We start from the raw sequence: 22,454 nt of genomic DNA, 5'->3' as shown, positions 1-22,454 counted from the left end.
GTGGTGGGCAACGTAGTGGACACTTCGTGAAAGTGGTGGCGCTGACAGGGTGTCATGTAATATCTTGATGTCAAGATATTTTCTGGCTGCCTGTCAGAACGCAGCCGACACAGTTCATCCCTTGGAGGTTCCAATGACATCCTTGAACTCCTTCGGCGCGCGGTCCACCCTCACCGTTGACGGCTCGGACTACACCGTTTACCGCCTTGACGCCCTCGAAGGGCTCACCCGTCTGCCGTATTCCCTCAAGGTTCTGGCAGAGAACCTGCTGCGCACCGAGGACGGCGCTAACGTCACCGCCGACCAGATCCGCGCCCTCGCCCAGTGGGACCCCACAGCCGAACCTGACACCGAAATCCAATTCACCCCGGCACGCGTCGTCATGCAGGACTTCACCGGCGTCCCCTGCATCGTCGACCTCGCCACCATGCGTGAAGCCGTGGCCGACCTCGGCGGTGACCCCACCCGCATTAACCCCCTTGCACCCGCCGAAATGGTCATCGACCACTCCGTGCAGATCGACGTCTTCGGCCGTCATGATGCCTTCGAGCGCAATGTTGAGCGCGAATACGAGCGCAATAACGAGCGCTACCAATTCCTGCGCTGGGGGCAGGGAGCCTTTGAAAACTTCCGTGTCGTCCCCCCGGGCACGGGTATTGTCCACCAGGTCAATATCGAATACCTCGCCCGCACTGTCTTTACTAAGACTGAGAAAGACGGAAGCGTCACCGCCTACCCCGACACCTGCGTCGGCACCGACTCCCACACCACTATGGTCAACGGCCTGGGCGTACTTGGCTGGGGTGTTGGTGGCATCGAGGCAGAGGCCGCCATGCTCGGCCAGCCCGTCTCCATGCTCATCCCGCCCGTCGTTGGCTTCAAACTGTCGGGCTCGATCCCTTCTGGCGCCACCGCCACCGACGTCGTCCTCACCATCACCCAGATGCTGCGCAAGCACGGTGTAGTCGGCAAGTTCGTCGAGTTCTACGGCGAAGGTGTGGGCAAGGTGCCCCTCGCAAATCGCGCCACCATCGGCAATATGTCGCCTGAGTTCGGCTCCACAGCCGCCATGTTCCCCATCGACGAGGTCACTCTCGACTACCTGCGCTTAACCGGCCGCTCCGAAGATTCCATCGCCCTGGTCGAGGCCTACGCCAAGGAACAGGGCCTGTGGCACGATCCTTCCCGCGAGGTCGCCTACTCTGAGTACCTCGAATTGGACCTGTCCACCGTGGTGCCCTCCATCGCTGGCCCCAAGCGTCCCCAGGACCGTATTGAACTGAGCGCCGCAAAAGCCTCGTTCAACGAGGTCATCGGCACCTATGCCCCCGATGGTCCCCGAGAGGACGCGCCAGTCACCCTTGAGGACGGCACCGTAACCCGCCTCAACCACGGAGACGTTGCCATCGCCTCCATCACCTCCTGCACGAACACCTCTAACCCGTCGGTCATGCTTGCTGCTGGTCTGCTGGCACGCAATGCCGTTGAGCGCGGCCTGAGTGCCAAGCCCTGGGTGAAGACCTCAATGGCACCGGGCTCGAAGGTGGTCACCGACTACTACGAGAAGGCCGGGCTCTGGCCTGCCCTCGAAGCCCTGGGCTTCCACCTCGTTGGTTACGGCTGTGCCACCTGCATCGGCAACTCCGGCCCGCTGCCCGCACCGGTATCTGAAGCGGTCAATGCTCATGATCTTGCTGTTGTGTCGGTCCTTTCTGGTAACCGTAACTTCGAGGGCCGCATCAACCCCGACGTGAAGATGAACTACCTGGCATCTCCGCCCCTTGTCATCGCCTACGCTTTGGCGGGAACAATGGATTTCGACTTCGAGACTGATCCTCTCGGCCAGGACGCCGACGGCAATGACGTGTTCCTGCGCGACATCTGGCCCTCCGCGCAAGAGGTGCAGGCAACAATTGATTCCACCCTGGATCGGTCGATGTTCGAAAAGGACTACGGCAATGTCTTTGCCGGCGACGAACGTTGGCAGGGTCTCGACACACCCGAGGGCGACACCTTCAGCTGGGATGAGGCGTCCACCTACGTGCGTAAACCCCCTTATTTCGAGGGCATGACCATGACCCCCGATCCTGTCACCGATATTCACGCCGCTCGCGTTCTTCTGAAGCTGGGCGACTCTGTGACAACGGACCACATCTCCCCGGCAGGCTCTTTCAAACCAGAGACGCCCGCTGGTCGCTACCTGTTGGAGAACGGTGTACAGCAGCGTGACTTCAACTCCTACGGTTCGCGTCGAGGCAACCACGAGGTGATGATCCGCGGCACCTTCGCCAATATTCGCATCCGTAACGAGATCGTTCCCGGTGTTGAGGGTGGCTTTACGCGCGACTTCACCCTGGAGGGTGGGCCGACCTCCACCGTCTACGATGCAGCACAGAACTACCTCGCTGCTGGCACCCCGCTGGTTGTGTTGGGCGGTAAAGAGTACGGATCTGGCTCATCGCGTGACTGGGCAGCTAAGGGAACCTCGCTGCTAGGTGTACGGGCGGTCATCGCGGAGAGCTTCGAGCGCATCCACCGCTCCAACCTCATTGGTATGGGCGTTCTGCCCCTCCAGTTCCCGGCAGGGGAGGACCGCAATTCCCTGGGGCTGACCGGTGAAGAAGTCATTGAGATCACCGGCATTGAAGCTCTCAATGAGGGAGTAACCCCAAAGACTGTCCGCGTGGTGGCAGTGGCGGAAGGGAAAGCTCCCATCGAATTCGATGCGGTTGTGCGCATTGATACCCCTGGTGAAGCCGACTACTACCGCAACGGTGGCATCCTGCAGTATGTCCTGCGTCAGCTTGCCGCTCAGTAAGAAGGCGCTCGGAGATTTTAAGGCCCCTAGAGCTTGTGCTCTAGGGGCCTTCTCCCCTTCAGGGACGGTCGATTTGTTGGGGAAGGACAGGGGATTTTCTACCGGAATGGTAGAGTTAACACCCAGGATTGCTAAGAAATAAAATGTCATGCTACCTGGAATAATGCTGTGTATCCGATGAACGTTTGTGCATATGCCTCTATGAGCATGTGCCGAGTTTGTGACCAGATGGACAGATTCGTTAACGTTAACGCTGAGGGCTCGTCGCTGAGTTCTCCCCAAAAGAAACACATACGAGGTAATCACGAGGAAGTGAGCCCCTATGCGAATAGTCAACGGATCTGCAGCATTTCTTGCGGTTGCAGCCCTTGTTGTGGCTGGCGCGTCCATCGCGCACGCCGAACCAGGCAGCGGTACGCAGAACGGCAACGACCCACTGCTGTGGTACGGGCAACCGGCCTCTGCCACACAGTTGAAATCCGAGGGCATTCCTGCCCAGGACAATGTTTGGCAGCAGGCCACGCTCCCCATCGGTAACGGCGATCTCGGCGGCACCATTTACGGTGAGATCTCACGGGAGCACATTGTCATCAACGAAAAGACTCTCTGGACAGGAGGGCCAGGTAGCAAGGGATCTTACGACGGAGGAAACTCTGTTGCTCATGGTGCCAATGGCCAAACCCTACGTGACGTGCAGCGACTGTTTGAGGAAGGCGACGCCCCTGCCGCTGCACGCCTCGCACAACAGAAGCTCATCGGCGCCTTCGACCGCAATATTGAGCAAGGTGCTTACCAGGCCCTCGCTGACCTTTTCATCGATTACGGTTTCGGTCGCAACCCCTCCGTTGAAAACTACAGGCGTGACCTGAACCTACGCACCGGCGTGGCATCAGTAAGCTTCACTAAAGACGGCGTGAACTACACCCGTGAAATGCTCGCCTCACATCCTCACAATGTGCTTGTCATTCGCCTGAGCGCTGACGGGGGAGAAGGCCTCGATGCGACAGTGTCACTTCCGACAAAGCACAATGCCAGCCGAAACGGCGAAACAACGGAGTTTAACGGCAATACCCTAACCGTTAAAGGGGCCCTCCATTCCAATGGCCTCAAGTACAACTCGAAGCTGACGGTCGTCACCGATGGGGGAAGCATCAGTGCACAAGACAAGGCTGTCAGGATTGATAATGCGCGGAGCGCCACCCTTTACCTCGCTGCGGGTACTGATTTCGCCTACACCTACCCGACCTACCGCAACGGCACGAGTGCCGAAGACCTCGACGCCCTTATTCAAAAGCGGGTCAACGATGCTGCCGAGGCCGGATGGGATGCTGTTAAAAGCGCCCATGTGACCGACCACAGTGGCTTAATGGACCGAGTTGCCTTGTCCCTTGGAGGATGGGATAACTCCCTGGCTACCGATGCTCTGCTTGAGACATACAAGTCAGGTCGAGCAACTGCAGCACAAGAGCGCACTTTGGAAGTGCTCCTCTACCAGTACGGGCGCTACCTCACTGTCGGTTCCTCGCGTGACAACTCCCAGCTCCCTGCGAATCTCCAGGGCGTGTGGGCGCGGCGTTCCAATGACACAGGACCTGAAAACGCGTGGAAGGCCGACTATCACCTCAACGTCAACCTGCAGATGAACTACTGGCCCACCTATAGCGCCAACCTTTCCGAATCAGCCGACCCTCTCATCCGCTACGTCGAAGGACTGGTTGCTCCCGGCCGCAAGACCGCACAGGTCTACATGGGAACAGATGGAACCCCAGGATCGGGCTTTTCTGCACACACAGAAACCACGCCATATGGATGGACCGCACCTGGACACCAGTTCAGTTGGGGCTGGTCTCCCGCCTCGATCCCTTGGATTCTCCAGAACGTCTACGAGGCTTACGAGTACTCTCTGGATGAGGAGCTACTGCGTGAGCGGATCTACCCCTTGTTGAAGGAACAAAGCGACTTCTACATCAACGTTTTCCTTCATCCCACCACCGATGTCTACGGCGTTGACCGTCTCGCATCCTCGCCTGCCTACTCTCCCGAGCATGGACCGATTACCGACGGCAACACCTACGAGCAGATGATTATCTGGCAGTTGCTTACCGACACTATCCATTCTGCCTCGGTGCTGAAAGTTGATGACTCGCGGATCGGCAATACTGAAAACTGCTCCACGGCCAACTGGCGTCGCAATTGGCAAGCTCATGGCGCATTCGTTGACCCTGACGCGAATCGCTCCTGGTCATGTGCACTGTCCCTCCTCAAGCCAGTGGTCGTTGGTGACTCTGGGCAGATCAAGGAATGGTACGACGAAGGCGAACTGGGTAAGTGGGAGGATGGGCGCCCCATCGGGAACGGTTATCAGACGGCGCACCGCCACATCTCTCACATGCTTGGCCTGTTCCCCGGTGATCTCATTACCGTGGATAACCCTGACTACATGAACGCAGCGAAGATCTCATTGGATCGTCGCACCGACCAGGCAACCGGCTGGGGTATCGCGCAGCGCATCAACTCCTGGACACGCACCGGAGACGGCAACCGTGCACACCGCATTATTCGCTCGCTCTTTGCCAACGGCATCTACCCGAATCTTTTTGATTCGCACCCGCCCTTCCAGATTGATGGAAACTTCGGGTACACCTCAGCAGTCAACGAGATGCTGCTGCAGTCAAACTCGACCTATATCGATCTCGAAAAGAACGCGCACCCGAACTACATCAACGTCCTTCCCGCACTACCGCAGGCCTGGCAGAACGGCACTGCCAGCGGATTACGCGCTCGTGGCGACTTCACAGTTGATCTCGAGTGGAACAAGGGGGCCGTTACTGAAGTTCGCCTGAACTCAGGCTCTGGCACTCAGGCGACACTGGCACTGCCAGGAGCCCGAGGCGCAATCGTTCGCGATTCTGAGGGGGCCGAGGTCCAAAGCACGGTACTCGATGATACTCACATTACGTTCCCAACCGAAGAGGGAAAGACTTACATCGTAAGCGGCACCCGCGCACTCTACCTCGAATCAGTCACTGGTGCGAGCGTCATCGGCGCTGAAGGCGGCACCCTTACCCTGCGTGCCCACCTTCGTGACGGCCGTATGACCGATGGAAACGTACCCGCACTTGCGTGGAGCTCGTCGGATCCCGAGGTAGCCACCGTCGAGAACGGTGTTGTGACAGCAAAGGCTCCAGAAGGGGCAGTAACTATCACGGTTGCCCTGGCTGATGATCCTTCGGTGAAAGCAACCTTCGATGTGCTGATCCTGACAGCGCAGGAGGTGACGCGACAGGTTGATGACGCTGATCCTGCGGTGCACTACACCGGCTCGTGGGATACGTGGAACCGTGACGATCGGAACTTCAAGCGGACCTTGCATTACTCGCGAGGCGCAGATGCTCGTGCAACACTCGAGTTCACCGGCAGTAGCGTTGCCGTCTACGGCAATGTCAACAACCACCCGAATAACACCCTTGCAGACGTGAAGGTCTGCCTGAGTGAGGATAATTGTCAAACCGTATCGAGTAGCAGCGCCCATGATCTGCATCGGCAAAAGCTCGTGGAGTTTACGGGCCTTGAGGTCGGAACCCACACGGTTACGGTGATGCCAACGGGTGCACGCCACAAGATCGAACTCGACTTCTTTGAGATTGTCGCGCCTGGCGTTGACCGCGCCCCCATTCAGACTCAGCTTGAGCGTTTGGCTGGGACGACCCTTGACCCGAAGATTCATACTCCCGAATCTCTTGCTGCGATTGAGGAGGCTCGCGCTGATGCTGTTCTGGCGATCGCCTCTGAAGAGCTCACCTCTGAGGACGCTCAAACGGCTGCGACCGCATTGAAGGAGGCCCTGGACAAGCTTGCACAGGATTCCACCCCTCCAAGTGCAGTGACAAACCTCGTCGCTGATCCGGCTACCAGCAGCATTGTTCTTACCTGGAATGCCGCAACGGATGAACAGGGCGTTCAGCACTACGAGGTAACCGGCGCAGAACGGACACTCACCACCAGCGAATTCACAGCAACGGTTGACGAGCTGGCCGCGGATACGGCCTACTCCTTCACCGTGACCGCTATTGACTACGCGGGTAACCGCTCCGAGGCTGCAACAGTTGAGACCCGCACAAAGGCAGAAAAGCCGATCGTGCCTGCACCAACTGATCCTGCACCGACTGATCCAGCGCCGACCGACCCCGCGCCCGCGTTGCCCACACTTGAGGTGGATGAGAGTGCCCCATTCGCCGCAGGGCAAGCAGTGCGTTTTACTGTGAAGGGTCTGAAACCGACGACAACCTACAGCGTCGAATTGCATTCCGACCCTATTCAGCTCGGAAGTGCGACCAGTAATGAGGAAGGCACTCTCACCTTTGAAGGCACGATCCCTGAGAATGTCCCCGCCGGAGAACACGCCCTCGTGTTGAAGGAAGGCGATGTTCTTGCCGCGCGTATTCCCGTGACGGTTGCCCAGAAGCCAGGGGGGAACGCTGGCAATAACCAGGGGGGCACCGGACAGGATAACGCCGGTAACAACCAGGGGAACGCTGGTAACAACCAGGGCGGTACAGGGCAAGACAGTGCCGGGAATAGCCAGGGCGGTAACAGCCATGGCAACGCTGGTAACAACCAGGGAGGTATCGGCACTAATCCCGGCAGTACAGGCTCAGGGAACACCAAGCAGGACACCGCTCCTGGTCAAACCCCCAACACCTCGGGCAGTGACAAAACACAGAGCACCGATAAGGGCGTAGGCGCAACACCTGACACGGACAAGGGTCAGACAGGTCAGCCGTCGAGTAATTCCTCGACTTCTGCACCCGGGACCTCATCGAAGCTCGCACTGACTGGTTGGGCCAGCGGAGTTGTCGTGCTCGCCCTGATCTTCGCAGGAGCTGGAGTGTTCTTCGTCAGGCGAAGCCGAGCGAATGAGAACATCTAGCAGGCGAGTCAACTCGCTGCTCTACCGGCAGTGAAATAGACACTCAGAAAGCATTGGGGCCGCGTATCCTTTTGGAAATGCGGCCCCAATGCTGTGCCTGCGCGGCTAGGCAGGATAAAAACTGAGGGGGAACGCTCGTGGCGTTCCCCCTCAGCGTAGGTGAACAGAGATGTCAGCTAGTCGTCCTCAAAGATTGACGATCTCGACATCCATCCCGCCATCAGTCGCGAGTTTCCAGACCTGCCCATAGAAACCAAGTTCAGCCGCCCACGACACCTGAATATTGGGCGCCTTGGTGAAACCGTGACCTTCATCAGGGAAGATCACTGTACCAACAGCGCGGCCGTTGCGTGCGAGCGCATCACGCATTGCTTTTGCTTGAGAGGGTGGAACCACGCGGTCCTTTTCACCTTGGAGAAGCAAGAGCGGGGCGGTAATGCGATCAACATGCGACAGAGGGGAGCGTTCCTCCCACACAGGATCAGAAAGATCATCAGAGCCTACAAGGCGGTAGGCGTATCGCGATTCAAACTTATGCGTCTCTTGGGCAAGGAGGCGCAAATCAGCGATGCCATAGCGGGAGACTCCGGCGGTAAAGACATCTGTCGATGCGAGGGCCGCTAAGGTAGTGAATCCGCCCGCTGAGCCACCTCGAATCGCAACGCGGGCCGGGTCAACTAATCCTTGTCCGATGAGATACAGGGCACCATCGGCGCAGTCGGTGACATCGATAATGCCCCAGTTTCCGTTGAGCCGTTCACGATACTGCCGTCCGGCGCCCGTGGAGCCTCGGTAGTTGACGTCAAGCACGGCAAAGCCTCGACTTGTCCAGTACTGCAGGGGGACTGACAGGCCGGGGCGTGCAGCGGTTGTTGGCCCTCCGTGGACATTGACAATGAGGGGCGGGAGTTCGCCTTCAGGGGCAACAAACTCGGGATTCACCGGAGGGTAGTAGAAGCCGTGAGATTTTTCGCCGTCGCGAGTATCCCAGCTAATAATCTGTGCGCGAGATACCAGCGCTGGATTGATTTCTGCCTCTGAAGAGGGGCGAATAACCTGAGTGATGCCGTTCTTCACTTCAACAATTGCAGGCGCGTGAGTCGCCGAGTCAGCGAGGAACACCACGCGTTCGTCGGTAGAAGCGACGTTCCCGATAGGCCACCAGCCTGTTGGCCATTCTTCGGTGAGGCCATTGTCGAGTCTGACAGTTCCCAGGTGCCATGTGTGGTTTTCAGCCCAGGAGCAAATCAGTTGCTCGTGATCGAAATTATCGAAAGAGTGCAGACCTAGAGCCCAGTGGGGGTGAGAAAAAGCGCGAGGCCCTGGACGTAGAGGACGCGTGCGAAGGCGTGTCACCCAATCGGATTCCTCATCGTGCGCGGAGGTGAACCCCTCGGTGCGGTAAAGATTCGCCCAACCGGAGGAATCATCAACGTGGATGAGATCCCCGTCAAGGGTCCACCGAGGTTCGTAGACACACACGTCCTCGCGATCAATGACATTGACGTGCTGGAGGATCTCGGCGTTGGGTCCAAGCAATCCCACATGCAATGCTGATTGTGTCCACGGCATGTGGGGGTGGTTCCATGTAATCCACGCGAGCTTGGAGCCGTCGGGAGAAAGCGTTGGGGCAGAGACAAAATCTGTCCCCTCAAAAACGGTCAGGATATGAGAGGCATCTCGGCTTGCTGACCCATCAAGGGGAATGGCAACCATGCTGTTCGTTGGTTCCTCACCGACAGAATGATCTTCGCATACGGCGTAGATCAGTCCCCGAGTGTCATCCCATTCAAAATCACCATAGCGACGGTTATCAAGCGGTGTCAGAGGACGCAGGAGGCCTCCGGAGACATCCGTATCGTAGCGGTAGACTCGGCCGTCAAAGCCGTCAGAAAAGACGATAATTCCATTGATCACAGCGTAGGCTCGACCGCCATACTCATGGACGCGGGTGCGGACATCAGGAAGGCGGATGCCATCAATCATGGGCAAGACCTCTGCAGTCTGCCCCAGGGCGTCACGTCGGAGCAGCACGTTACGTCCGTTGTCCTTCGCGTGGCCTTCAACCCAGTAGGTGTCCGGTCCGTCGACACGCACCTGTGCGAGGGTCACGGAACGTGCCGTAAAGGAGTCAACAGTGACAGGAGAAGTCCATTCACCATAGGGAGCAACGACCGGAGCCATGAGCGGGAACCTCTTTTCCAAAGGGTGCGGTAGAAAGGGCAAACCTCTTCATCCATGCTAATGCTTGGCGGCTGTGTAAGGGAGATCTCCATGGTGTTGCGGGCACATCTTGATGGCGAGCTTCGTCGTGGATAGCGCTAATGTGGCCTTGGCCCTCTAGAATCGTGCTCATGGTTGAAAGTGGACTTCACGCAGTGCCCGCTCTTTTAGCGGGCATCCAACACCCCGCTGAGTTGAAGAGTCTTCAGGTGCCTCAGCTCAAGCGCTTGGCGATAGAGATTCGCCGCCACTTGATAACCTCGGTTTCTCGCACTGGTGGACACCTCGGTCCTAATTTGGGGGTTGTCGAACTGACAATCGCCCTCCACCGCGTATTCGACTCACCTGAAGACACCCTCATCTTCGATACCGGCCACCAGTCGTATGTTCATAAGCTTCTTACTGGCCGCCACGATTTTTCTCAGCTCCGCCAAGAAGGTGGACTCTCAGGCTACCCCTCTCGCGCTGAATCAGACCATGACGTCCTCGAAAACTCCCACGCATCCTCATCCTTATCGTGGGCTGACGGGATTTCCCGCGAAAAGGAGCGCCAGGGGGATACCACATGGACAGTAGCTGTCATCGGTGATGGAGCATTAACCGGCGGCATGGCATGGGAAGCACTCAATAATATCGCCGCATCTAAGGAACGCCGCGTCTTAATTGTCATTAACGACAACGGTCGTTCTTACGCGCCCACGATTGGTGGCGTCGCCCACCACTTGGACACGTTGCGTACCTCAGAAGGCTATGAACGCACTCTCGCATGGGGTAAGCGCGCCCTTCTTGGCCTCGGTGAACCGGGGCGTGCAGCATACGATGCCCTTCATGGACTGAAGGCAGGTTTGAAGGATGCTTTGATTCCTCAGGTGATGTTCGAGGATCTTGGATTGAAGTATCTCGGTCCCGTGGACGGGCATGATGTCGCCGCACTGGAGAATATTTTTAGTCGGGCCAAAGGACTCAATCAGCCTGTCCTTGTGCATGTGCACACGCAGAAAGGCCGAGGATACACTCCCGCTGAAGAGGACATTGCCGACCGTTTCCACGCCGTCGGGCAAATCCATCCCGAAACAGGATTGCCTGTTGCCCCCGCCCGTTTTGGGTGGACCAGTGTTTTTGCAGACGAGATGTGCCAGATCGCGCGTGAGAATCCGCGCGTCGTTGGTGTGACGGCTGCGATGATGCTTCCCGTTGGCCTGGGGCCGATGTCAGAAGAGTTCCCCGATCGTGTCATTGATGTGGGGATCGCTGAGCAGCACGCGGTGGCTGCTGCTGCAGGCATGGCTTTTGAAGGAGCTCACCCGGTGTTCGCCGTGTATGCGACCTTCCTAAATCGCGCTTTTGACCAGGTGCTTATGGACGTGGCTCTCCATAAGGCGGGCGTGACTTTTGTTCTTGACCGTGCCGGTCTGACCGGCGATGACGGGGCGTCCCACAATGGCATGTGGGATATCGCCATGCTGTCGATGGTGCCAGGGCTGCGCTTGGCTGCCCCTCGTGACGAGGCAAACCTGCGTGCCTGCCTGCGCGAGGCGATTGCAGTGGATGATGCTCCCACCGTGGTGCGCTATCGGAAGGGCGATATGCCCGAGCCGATGAAGGCAGTGCGTAGCGTTGGGGGAGTGGATGTTCTCTTCGACACTTTCCCTGAGGGAGAATCTGATCGTGACGCTCATCTAGACGATGCCTTGAGGCAGACAGGGGGGAAGCGCGTGCTGTGTGTCGCTACCGGTGCGCTCGTTCCCGATGCGTTGACGGCAGCTCAGCGTCTTTCCGATGAGGGCATCAGAATGCGTGTGGTTGATCCGCGCTGGCTTTTCCCCGTCAATCCCGTCCTCGTGGAAATGAGCAAGGAAGCGGATCTCGTTGTCACGGTTGAGGACGGACTTGTTGATGGAGGTTTTGGTTCAGCACTACGTGATGCCCTTGCTCTGTCGCCCGTTCCTATGGTGAGCTGCGGTATTCCACGTTCCTTCCTGCCGCATGCTTCGCGTGTGAGCTTGAAGGCGACGCTCGGCCTCGACGCCGACGGCATTGCGTCAAAGGTGAGGGAGGCTTGCGCCTCAACAAGCTGAGGTTTCTAGCTGGTCAGTGCGCCAATGAGAGCATTGATACAGAGTGTGCGTTGCCATTTTCTTGCCCCACTGTGGACGAGTCGTTCCTCGATCTCATCTCCGGTCGTCCTACCTCGTTCAAGGGGCGCCCAGCACAGATAACGCTGCACTTTGGGCTCAAGGAGGACTTCGGGAGCAATGTCGAGGGATGCAGCTAACTCACTGACAGCAGCGCGAACCTTTTGGAGGCGTGCAAAGGCATCAGGGTCTTGGCGTGCCCAGTAGCGAATTTCGGGGATTCCCGCCTGTGGGCGCGATGTTCCTCGCAGCGGGAGTTCCTCTTCGCTGGCGAAGCGTGCTCGGTGAATCGCGCGCATCCACTGATCGGAATACTCCCGAGCAAGAGGTGAACGAAAGTCCTGAATGCTCAAAAGAGTGCGGCGATTCCGTGGGGGCATTGAGGCAGCTCGGATGAGTGCGGAGTTTCGCACGAGACGGTTGGGATCGATGTTGATCTCTTCTGCGATTGTCTCTCGTGTGAGCCATAACTCCCGGAGCACCGCGAGGTTACGACGGGATTTCAGCGCACCTTTGCCAGGTACCTTGCGCCACCTATCGGGCTTCATTTCTGGTCGGGGTCGCTGAAGTATGTCAGCGAATTCTTCCTCAGCCCATTCCCAGCGGTCAAGGTCGTGGAGGCGAGTTGCGAGTTTTCTGTAGAGCTCAGTTAGAACTTCAACATCAAGAGCCGCATACCGCAGCCAGCCAGTGGGGAGGGGACGCACTGACCAGTCTGAGGCTTGGTGATCTTTGGCGAGGGAAAGTCCTAAGAATTGTTCGGTGACGGCAGCGAGGCCGAAACGCTGTGCGCCGATGAGTCGGGCGGCAACCATCGTGTCAAAGAGAGTGTACGGTTTTAAACCAACTTGGCGCAGGTTGTGCAGGTCTTGCTCAGCATCGTGCAGGATCCATGTGGTGGCGCGGTCGGTGATGAGGGCACTCAGGTCAGGTACTGCAACGGGATCGAAGAGGAAAGTACCGACGTCTTCGCGTCGAATCTGCACCAGATAAGGGTCTGCGCCGTAGCGGAATCCGTGGGCGCGTTCAACATCGGTGGCAATGGGGGTTGCGCCCTGCCGGAGTGACTCGATTGCTGCGTGTGCTGCAGAGGGCGTGTCGATAATGGCAGGCACTCCGTGACGAGGGCTTGCCAAGAGCACAGGAGAGTCGGAGTCTCCCGTGGGAAGACCATTGCTATTAGTGATACGCATTCAGGTTCAGATATGTTCGAGGTGGCGGGTTGGGGTGACCCCGGAAGTCCGGCAGACGAGTTCCATCCATGCACTCAGGTGCTCACCCAGATAGGGGGTGGACGGGGTCCATGAGGCCCGTAGTTCAACATAGAGGGCTGAGTCTGTGAGTTGAAGTCCCCCGAATGACTCTGACATCTCTTTAGTGACAGTTCCCGTGAGGTCATGGTACCCAGCCCCAGCGTCGTCTAGGCAATCGTGCGCCCAATTCCACAGGGCTTCGCACAGTAACGGGTCGGTGCTCATCTCTGCATCTATTTGAGTGCGTAACTGAGCGACGATCCTAAAGGAGCCGTTCCATCCGATTTGCCCGTCGGGATCGTAAAGCACGACGAAACGACCAGTAGCAAGGGGGTTTTGGTGACCTTCCTTGCGGGTGTGTAGCGACAGGCCAGCGCTCCAGGGTGCAAGCTGGCGCGGTGGGGGAATCTCTTGGAGAACGAGTTCGGGTGAGCGTGGTGTGTCACGCAGGCTGAGGAGTGCGGTGGTGAATTCCTCCGGAATGGGTGTATCGCTCACTCCATCAGGTTAAGTGTCCGGTGTGGTGGTGCTATTCAGGCGCGCCGTTGTGCGTAGAAAAGCTGCGTGTAGAGGGCGAGAGTCAAGGTGCCTACACGCTTTATATCTCCTGGGGTGTTGTGCACCTCACGTTTGCTGTGTTGGTGGTGAATGCTCAGATTTCCGTTGGGATCAAAGCTAAAACCTCCTTTTGGGTGCTGATTTTGCATGCGGGCTCAGAAGTTGTTAGAGTTCTACTCGTTGCACGGCGGGATGAGAAATCCTGACGGTGTACACGCGGATGTGGCTCAGTTGGTAGAGCATCACCTTGCCAAGGTGAGGGTCGCGGGTTCGAGTCCCGTCATCCGCTCGGGCGATTGGCGCAGCGGTAGCGCGCTTCCCTGACACGGAAGAGGTCACTGGTTCGAACCCAGTATCGCCCACTCGTTGTTACTTGAATACAGGTAACACGTGGGGTTATCCCCAGTCGCGCGAGCGATAACACGCGGATGTGGCTCAGTTGGTAGAGCATCACCTTGCCAAGGTGAGGGTCGCGGGTTCGAGTCCCGTCATCCGCTCGGTCCCCCTCGGAAACTCTCCGACGAACGGTGGGATGTTCGGTGGGTTGGCCGAGAGGCGAGGCAGCGGCCTGCAAAGCCGTATACACGGGTTCGAATCCCGTACCCACCTCGGGCGATTGGCGTAGTGGTAGCGCGCTTCCTTCACACGGAAGAGGTCACTGGTTCGATCCCAGTATCGCCCACCACTCCAGGCGGCACAGATGTGCCGCCTTTTTGTTTTATCCCACAGCTTGGGTCATGTTCACTGTTTTCCCTGCACAGTGGGGAGGGACAGGCTAATCTCAAGGTGGTACTTCTGTTTGGAGGACGCCTGGAAGGAGCGCAACCGAATGACCGATACGAGCCGACACTCCCTGCTTCCCGTGATTATTGGTGGGGATACCGGCGTCTACGGTATTGGTCGGTCCTTCCATGAGGCTTATGGCTGCCGCTGTATCGTGGTGGCCTCAGCTCCAACGGAAGCCATTAAGCGCTCTGTCTTTTTTGACGTCGAGACGATTCCCCCGCGTATTGGGGACGAGGAATTGCTCGCCGTCCTCATTGGTATTGCCTCCGCCCACCCTGGGCGTGAGCGCGTGCTCATGGCAAACCATGATCTGTTCTCGTCCTTTATCGCCCGCAACTATGAGGTACTGGCCACCCATTACGCGCTGCCGTTTCCTACGGCCGATGTTGTCGATGCTGTCACGGATAAGGCCTCCTTTGCCCGAATTTGCAGCGAGTTGAATATTGCAACGCCGAGCACGCTTGAGGTCGATTTCTCGCAGGCAACACTGTCGCAGTGGCAGGCACCGGAAATCCCCTTTGCCTTTCCAGTGGTGGCGAAAGCTGCTCGAGGCGACGCCTACGATTCCTTGACCTTCGAGGGCAAGCGTAAGATCTGGTTCATCGAGTCAGCCACGGAATTAGAGTCCTTGTGGCAAACCCTCATAGGCGCAGGATTCGCTGACACTTTCCTCGTCCAAGAACTCATTCCTGGTGACAATACCTACATGCGTTCAATCACCGCCTATGTGGATTCTCGCGGAGAGATGACGCTGATTGGATCGGCACGAGTTCTCTTGGAAGACCACGACCCGACACTGATCGGAAATCCTGTTGCGATGGTGACAGAGCCTTTCGAAGAACTCTGGGAGGATGCTCGTCGCATCCTCGAAGCGACGGACTATCGAGGTTTCGCAAACTTTGACATCAAGATTGATCCGCGTAACGGTCGTGCGCTCTTTTTTGAGGTGAACCCTCGCATTGGGCGGAATAACTGGTACATGACAGCCGCTCGCGCTAACCCTATGACTGTTATGGTTGAGGACCTGATTGACGCGAAGGAATGTCCTCGTTTAGAGGCCCGAGCAGAAGTCCTCTACACGCTTGTTCCGAACTCCCTGCTGCTGCGTTACATCCGGGACGATGCTTTGCGGACCCGTGTGGAGAAAATTATTGCTCGTGGCGATGCCTTTAGCCCTCTGGAATATCAGGTGGAATCGGATTTGAAGCGCCGAGTGATTATTGCTCTGCAGAAGCTGAATCAGCACCGGAAGTTCGCCAGGTACTACCCTGAACCCACCGATCAGTCCTTCTAGGGCTGCCCACACAGTTCACCCATCCTGCAGTACATGCAAACGCGCATAATCACAGAGGAGCTTGACGGCCATGACGACCTCACCTCAGTCTGACGCTACCGCGACGCGCTTAGTCGCCATTGACGCGGAAGGCATGCGTATTGGTGCTGCGGGTGTTGCTCCGCTTCCCATTGAGCAGTCGGCCCCATGGGAAGCCTTCGAGACAACCCGAGGCAATCGTCATTGGGGACGTTTTGAATGGTTCGAAGGCGATAAACGGTGCGCCGTTATCAGTCTCTATGCCCATAGCTTGCGTGGCGTGACCTACCTATGGGCCAAGCATGGGCCGGTCTGGCTCAAAGAAGCCACTCCTGAACGCGAGGCGGCCTTCCGCGCTGATCTTGCCGCCGAGGTAAAGAAACGTGACCGTTCGGTGGCGTTTATTCGCCTCCACGCCACATACAGCGCTGAGGACCTCGAAGACGTTCTCCAGATCATTACCTACGATCGTACGGTCGTCATTGACACCTCCGGCGGCTCCGAGAACTCTGTTCTTGAATCAATGACCACAGAGGGCCGTCGCGCGGTTCGTCGTGCGAAGAAAAAGATGGACGAGGGCGGTGGCGTCATCGTCGAAGAGACCGGGCTTTCCAGCGCAGATTTTGCCGAGTATTACGCCATTTTGGTAGAGACAGCAAAGCGCGATGGATTCTCACCTCACCCCATGGAGTACTACACCTCCATGCTGTCCTCCCTCGGCCCCGAGCATGCGCGTCTTTTTGGCGTCAGGGTAGGGGAGGAACGTGAGCTTGTCTGCTGGGACCTCGTTCTTGTCTACGATAAGCAAGCAGTAGCCTTCTATGGTGCTTCCAGCGCCCAAGCTCGTCACGTTTTGGGTCCAGACGCCCTTGATTTTGGTGTGGCCGTGATCCTTGCAGAAGAAGGGATCAGTGGGGGGCTTGATCTGATGGGGGCGCACTCTCCTCGCATCCCGCAGCTTTTCCGCGTGGGTAAGTACAAGAAACGCTACGCTCAGCACTACACGGACGTGCCCGGCGCGTGGGATATGCCGCTTAAGCCGACGCTGTACAAGGCACTACGGGCTGCACTGCGGTTGAAGCGGGCAATCCGCTCCTGAAAGGCCGCCGTCACATTCCTGTGGCCATATCCACGCATGGGATGATTGCCGTGAATTAAGGGGCATAGTCTCACGAGGTAGAATGGTGCGGTTAGTGTATTTCGCAACTCACGAGGAGTGTAAGGTGCCTTCTATTGACGTCATTATCGACGGTGTCAACCACAGCATCGAGGCAGGCACAACAGGCACCACCTGGTACGCCGACCGCAAGGAGGTTATCGCCCTCCATATCAACGGCGAGCCTCGTGACCTCTACAGCGAACTTCCCGCAGGCGCCACCGTCGAGGCCATCACCATTGATTCCCCCGCAGGCCTGGATATCCTGCGTCACTCCACCACGCATGTCCTCGCTCAGGCCGTTCAACAGGTGTTCCCTGACGTAAATCTTGGTATTGGTCCTTTCATTACCGACGGTTTCTACTACGACTTTGGCAATATCGACGCCGTTACTCCTGAACTCATGCGTGACCTGGAAAAGCGCATGAAGCGTATTGTCAAAGAAGGCCAACGCTTCCAGCGTCGCGTCATCACCGAAGACGAGGCCGCTGTTGAACTCGCTGACCAGCCCTACAAGCTTGAGCTCGTTCAGACGAAGGGATCAGGTGCCGATGGGGCCTCCGTTGAGGTGGGTGCCGGCGAACTCACCATGTACGACAATGTCGGGCGCGACGATCAGGTGATTTGGACTGACCTGTGCCGCGGCCCCCACCTGCCCAACACGCGTCTGATCGGTCAGGGCTTCTGTCTGACGAAGGCGTCCTCGGCATACTGGAAGGGCGATCAGGCCAACGACCCGCTCCAACGCATCTACGGCACCGCGTGGGCCTCGAAGGAGGACCTCCAGGCCTACCAAGAGCGGATTAAAGAGGCAGAACGTCGCGACCACCGACGTCTCGGTGCCGAACTGGATCTTTTTTCTTTCCCTGAGGAACTGGGCGCGGGCCTGCCCGTCTTCCACCCCAAGGGCGGCATCCTCAAGCGCGTCATGGAGGACTACGTCCGTCAGGCACACATTGACAACGGCTTCCTCTACGTGGGCACCCCCCATATTTCTAAGGAAGACCTCTTCCACACCTCGGGTCACCTGCCCTACTACGCCGACGGCATGTTCCCTCCGATGGATGATGATGGCCAGCTCTACTACCTCAAGGCCATGAACTGTCCGATGCACAACCTCATCTTCCGCAGTCGCGGACGCTCCTACCGTGAGCTGCCTCTGCGTCTGTTCGAGTTTGGCACGGTCTACCGCAATGAGAAGTCGGGCGTGCTCCAGGGGCTGACCCGCGTGCGCTCCATCACCCAGGATGATTCGCACTCCTATGTCATGCCAGAACAGGCTGCCGATGAAATCAAGCACCTGCTGAACTTTATCCTCACTCTGCTGCGCGATTTCGGTATGGATGACTTCTACCTGGAACTGTCCACCCGCGACACCGACGGCAAGAAGAAGGATAAGTTCATCGGCACGGACGAGCAGTGGGAGGAAGCAACCCGAATCCTTGAGCAATGCGCTGAGGAAACCGGCCTGACCTGCGTGCCTGACCCGGGTGGCGCGGCTTTCTACGGGCCGAAGATCTCCATCCAGGCGAAGGACGCAATTGGTCGCACCTGGCAGATGTCGACCATCCAATATGACTTCAACCAGCCTGCACGATTTGGCTTGGAGTACACCGCCCCCGATGGTACCCACCAGCAGCCGGTGATGATCCACTCGGCGAAGTTTGGTTCTATTGAGCGCTTCATTGGCGTGCTCATTGAGCACTACGCGGGCGCGTTCCCCGCATGGCTCTCACCCGTGCAGGTCAAACTCGTGCCCGTGGCTGAGGCTTTCTACGACTACGTTAACGAGGTGGCCGCTCAGTTGCGTGCCCAGGGGGTGCGCGTCGAGGTTGACCTCTCTGACGATCGTTTCGGTAAGAAGATCCGTAATGCCTCGAAGGAAAAGGTTCCTTTCACCCTGATTGCCGGCGGTGAGGACGCTGAGGCTGGTGCCGTTTCCTTCCGTTTCCGTGACGGCTCGCAGACTAATGGTGTGCCGGTTGCTGACGCTGTGGCTGCGATCGTGGCCCATATTGAACAGCGTGTGAACTCTGACGAGGTTGAAGGCCTGCCGAAGACCGCCTCTGAGGAGTAAGGTCGTGGGGAAGCGCCCCAGCGGCGCTTCCCTGAGGTCTGAAAGGGACTGTCCAGCGAAGGAGAACCATCATGACGCACGCGGAGGGCGCACCGTCTGACGCTTCTCACATTCAGGATGCAAGTTCTGAGGACGCGCGTACTCTTACGGGCGTCCCTGATGGCTTTTCTCGTTTTTGGACGCCCTACCGCATGGCCTATATCCGTGGTGAATCTAAGCCGGTGGACAGTACAGAGCAAGAATGTCCCTTCTGTTCTGCTCCGCAGCGCAGTGACGAGGACGGGCTGATCGTCCACCGTGGAACGCATTGCTTCGTGGTGATGAATCTTTTCCCCTACAACTCAGGGCACATGCTCGTCTGTCCCTATCGTCATGTCAGTGACTATACGGAGCTCAGCGCGGATGAACGCGTTGAGTTGGCAGAACTGACTGCTCAAGCGATGCGGGTGACTCGCGCAGTCGCTCAACCCCACGGTTTCAACCTGGGGATGAATCAGGGGGCAGTTGCTGGGGCGGGGATTGCCGCGCACCTCCATCAACACATCGTGCCCAGATGGGCGGGGGACGCGAATTTCTTGCCGATCATCGCTCAAACCAAAGCTATTCCTGAATTACTTGAAGACGCCCGGCACCGTCTGGCGCAGGCATGGACCCGTACAGGAGAACAAGAGTGAACCACCCGACAATCTCGGTGTACAGCGGAGTGCAACCGCCCGACTGGTCGCATCAACTGCCACGCCGACGTGCCGGTGTCTTTGAAGTGCTCGTCATGGTCTTTGGCCTGCTGGCAATGTTGGCACTGTTATGGTTCATGTCCCTTGAAGGTGGCGTGATTTCAACGGCCCTCCTTGCTGTGGCTGCCTTCTTGCCTTTCCTTGTCGTTATGCAGGTGCTTGCTGCGGTTGACCGTTGGGAGCGTGAGCCATGGGGAACGACGGCGATCTTGGCAATCTGGGGTGGCGGCATTGCCACGTTTTTCTCCAGTATTATCAATACGGCTTTTGCCCTCGTTGTTGAGCTAGCGACCGGGGATTCAGCCCTGGCTGAAACCTTGGCTGTCATTGTTGCTGCCCCGATTGTTGAAGAATCCCTCAAAGGCTTGGGGGTTGTGCTGATTCTGTGGAAGCGCCGCCACCGCCTCAACTCCATCCTGGATGGCGTGTACTACGCGGCAGTTGCAGGCGCAGCTTTCGCTTTCATCGAAAACATCATGTACTTCATGCAGGGCGCCATGTCTGATGGCATTGGGGGCGTTGGCATACTCTTTGTCATGCGCGGCGTGATGAGCCCCTTCCTTCATCCCATGGCAACCTCCATGATTGGTCTGGCAGCGGGGTGGACGGCTGTACGAATGGCGCAGCGCTCAACGGGCTTCTTGCTCATTCCTTTGGGGTGGCTTGCTGCTGTTGCCATCCATGCCGCCTGGAATGCCACCGCAGTCTTGTCTTCTCCGGGTACCTGGGTTGCCCTCTACCTCTTCTTCCATCTGCCCATGTTCGTCGTATGGATGCTTTTCTTGCGTAGCGCCTCTGCCACTGAAGCGAAGGTGATCGCACGCGGCCTCCAAACCTATGTTGCTTCCGGATGGCTTCTGCCCAATGAGGTGCAGATGGTGACGACCCGCAGTGGTCGTAAGAGCGCTCAGGCCTGGGCCAAACAATACGGTAAGCCTTCCCATGACTCCATGACAGCGTTCCTGAATGGTTGCGCCACCTTGGGGTTGGATGAAGAGATTATGCGACGTTTAGGGCCGGATCCTTTGCGTGTGGAGCATGACCGTCAGGTTCTCCAGGACATTACGCAGCACCGCCAGGTTTTCCTTCAACGAGCGGGAGTGAGGATTTAATGTCGGGCTTGGGCCCAGATTGGGTGCCAGACGAGGATGGTTACCCGCATCGCAATGCCGCTCGCGTGGTGGTGTTTAACGGCAAGGGACAGATTCTTCTTGTTCACGGCCATGATCGAGAGGATCCGCCGCATCGATGGTGGTTCACCATTGGTGGGGGACTTGAACCGGGGGAGGACCCCCGTGATGGTGCAGTGCGTGAACTTTTCGAGGAGACCGGTATTCGCGTGAGTGCGGAGGAACTGATCGGACCAGTGCTCTACCGCCGGGCACAGTTTGAGTTCCTCTCGGTTACTGCTCGCCAAGACGAGCATTTCTTCGTCGTACACACGGATGCGGCGGAGTTATCCGATCAGGGGTGGACTGAGCTCGAGCGCGAAGTTATCGATGAGCAACGCTGGTGGGATCTTGAAGATCTTGAGGAGCTGTCGCAAACAACTATGTTGACACCAAAAGGCCTTGCAACTCTGGCGCCGCAGTGGCGTGATGGCTGGGATGGTGTCATGCGGGAGATGTGGGACGGACGTTCACCACAGGCATGACAGGCGGTCAGTCACCTATCGTCGTGAGGCGCATGTGACAGGCTTTGCTGAAAGACCCTACGGCAGTGGCTGAGTGAGAACGCTGAGAACATCAAGGCGAGGAATCGCCAGGTGATTGTCGATCTGCTCGCGCACAGCGGGTTTCGCACAAAAGGCGACGCCTACACCTGCAGTGCGCATCATGGGAATGTCGTTGGCGCCATCGCCGATAGCAACTGTTCGTTCCATAGGCACCTCATGGGCCGCTGCCCACGCATGAAGCATCTCAACCTTGGTGGTGGCGGTGACAATATCTCCCAGCACCCGACCAGTGAGCATGCCGTCTTTGACTTCCAGACGATTCGCACAATAGTGGTCAATGCCAAGGCTCCGTGCTAGAGGCGCCACGACCTCGTCAAAACCGCCTGAGACAATCCCGAAAGCTCCGCCGTTGGCATGCACGGCATCAACGAGGTTGCGCGCCCCAACCGTGACAGTAATTGCGCGACTGACATCGGCAAAGACGCGTTCGGGAACACCGGCAAGCGTAGCAACTCGTTCCCGAAGGGATTGAGCAAAATCAAGCTCGCCATTCATCGCACGTTCAGTAATGCGGGCAACCTCATCACGGGTACCCGCATAGTGAGCGATCTCTTCGATGACCTCTTGGGCGATCAACGTTGAGTCAACATCGGTGACAACAAGGCCCGCGCCTCCAGTGGCCACAGGCTCAGGGATGGTGAGCACATCAACACCGAAAGCGTTGGCTTCAGTGACAAGGCGCGCATCACGGTCTGTTCCTTGCGGCAGACACACAATATCGACCGAGGGAAGCTCAG

General features: G+C 57.8%; 13 protein-coding genes and 5 tRNA genes. 14 read left to right on the top strand and 4 right to left on the bottom strand.

Annotated features, from left to right (window positions below; all coding sequences use genetic code 11):
* The first annotated feature begins 133 nt into the window (after positions 1–133).
* Positions 134–2,818 carry an aconitate hydratase AcnA gene (gene acnA / locus EII11_RS01140; RefSeq protein ID WP_124867728.1) on the top strand — a complete coding sequence of 895 codons (2,685 nt, stop codon included), beginning with the start codon at positions 134–136 and terminating at the stop codon, positions 2,816–2,818.
* A 322-nt stretch (positions 2,819–3,140) separates the two neighbouring features.
* Complete coding sequence (locus EII11_RS01135; protein WP_124867726.1) at positions 3,141–7,748, top strand: glycosyl hydrolase family 95 catalytic domain-containing protein; 4,608 nt, start codon at positions 3,141–3,143, stop codon at positions 7,746–7,748.
* Positions 7,749–7,934: 186 nt separating this feature from the next.
* On the opposite strand, the gene EII11_RS01130 is transcribed toward EII11_RS01135, so the two are convergent.
* Positions 7,935–9,932, bottom strand: a complete 1,998-nt coding sequence (locus EII11_RS01130) for an alpha/beta hydrolase family protein (RefSeq protein ID WP_124867724.1) — start codon at positions 9,930–9,932, stop codon at positions 7,935–7,937.
* Between the two features lie 170 nt (positions 9,933–10,102).
* Here EII11_RS01130 and dxs point away from each other — a divergent pair, with 170 nt between their 5' ends.
* Entirely contained in the window at positions 10,103–12,049 is a 1,947-nt protein-coding gene (gene dxs, locus EII11_RS01125) for a 1-deoxy-D-xylulose-5-phosphate synthase (protein ID WP_124867722.1), read from the top strand.
* A gap of 5 nt (positions 12,050–12,054) precedes the next feature.
* On the opposite strand, the gene EII11_RS01120 is transcribed toward dxs, so the two are convergent.
* A complete protein-coding gene (locus tag EII11_RS01120; protein ID WP_124867720.1) occupies positions 12,055–13,299 on the bottom strand; it encodes an HRDC domain-containing protein in 1,245 nt (414 codons plus the stop codon).
* Positions 13,300–13,305: 6 nt separating this feature from the next.
* Complete coding sequence (locus EII11_RS01115; RefSeq protein ID WP_124867718.1) at positions 13,306–13,857, bottom strand: DUF3000 domain-containing protein; 552 nt, start codon at positions 13,855–13,857, stop codon at positions 13,306–13,308.
* A gap of 276 nt (positions 13,858–14,133) precedes the next feature.
* On the opposite strand from EII11_RS01115, the gene EII11_RS01110 reads away from it, so the two are divergent.
* The 11 genes from EII11_RS01110 (at position 14,134) to EII11_RS01060 (ending at position 21,636) form a co-directional block, all read left to right on the top strand.
* Positions 14,134–14,206, top strand: a tRNA-Gly gene (locus EII11_RS01110).
* A 1-nt stretch (position 14,207) separates the two neighbouring features.
* Positions 14,208–14,279 (top strand) — tRNA-Val (locus EII11_RS01105).
* A gap of 62 nt (positions 14,280–14,341) precedes the next feature.
* Positions 14,342–14,414, top strand: a tRNA-Gly gene (locus EII11_RS01100).
* A gap of 41 nt (positions 14,415–14,455) precedes the next feature.
* Positions 14,456–14,526 (top strand) — tRNA-Cys (locus EII11_RS01095).
* A 1-nt stretch (position 14,527) separates the two neighbouring features.
* Positions 14,528–14,602: transfer RNA gene (locus EII11_RS01090), tRNA-Val, on the top strand.
* 144 nt (positions 14,603–14,746) lie between these two features.
* Positions 14,747–15,997 (top strand): carboxylate--amine ligase, encoded by a 1,251-nt coding sequence (locus EII11_RS01085; RefSeq protein WP_124867716.1) that lies wholly within the window; start codon positions 14,747–14,749, stop codon positions 15,995–15,997.
* Positions 15,998–16,067: 70 nt separating this feature from the next.
* The gene (locus tag EII11_RS01080) at positions 16,068–17,114 is read left to right on the top strand and encodes a lipid II:glycine glycyltransferase FemX (protein WP_124867714.1); all 1,047 of its coding nucleotides are present in this window, start codon (positions 16,068–16,070) and stop codon (positions 17,112–17,114) included.
* Positions 17,115–17,238: 124 nt separating this feature from the next.
* Positions 17,239–19,248, top strand: a complete 2,010-nt coding sequence (thrS, locus tag EII11_RS01075; RefSeq protein ID WP_124867712.1) for a threonine--tRNA ligase — start codon at positions 17,239–17,241, stop codon at positions 19,246–19,248.
* Positions 19,249–19,319: 71 nt separating this feature from the next.
* On the top strand, positions 19,320–19,922 hold the full coding sequence (locus EII11_RS01070) for an HIT family protein (RefSeq protein WP_124867710.1): 603 nt from the start codon (positions 19,320–19,322) through the stop codon (positions 19,920–19,922).
* The gene (locus EII11_RS01065; protein WP_165867017.1) at positions 19,919–21,094 is read left to right on the top strand and encodes a PrsW family intramembrane metalloprotease; all 1,176 of its coding nucleotides are present in this window, start codon (positions 19,919–19,921) and stop codon (positions 21,092–21,094) included. Before EII11_RS01070 ends, EII11_RS01065 begins: the two co-directional genes overlap by 4 nt.
* Entirely contained in the window at positions 21,094–21,636 is a 543-nt protein-coding gene (locus tag EII11_RS01060) for an NUDIX hydrolase (protein ID WP_124867706.1), read from the top strand. The genes EII11_RS01065 and EII11_RS01060 overlap by 1 nt, the downstream gene beginning before the upstream one ends.
* Positions 21,637–21,693: 57 nt before the next feature.
* On the opposite strand, the gene serB is transcribed toward EII11_RS01060, so the two are convergent.
* Positions 21,694–22,362, bottom strand: coding sequence for a phosphoserine phosphatase SerB (gene serB, locus EII11_RS01055; protein WP_124868266.1), 669 nt, complete (start codon positions 22,360–22,362; stop codon positions 21,694–21,696).
* Positions 22,363–22,454: the final 92 nt, after the last annotated feature.

The organism is Schaalia canis (assembly GCF_003858455.1).
Classification (GTDB): Bacteria; Actinomycetota; Actinomycetes; order Actinomycetales; family Actinomycetaceae; genus Pauljensenia; species Pauljensenia canis.
This window is presented reverse-complemented; position numbering and strand designations above follow the sequence as displayed.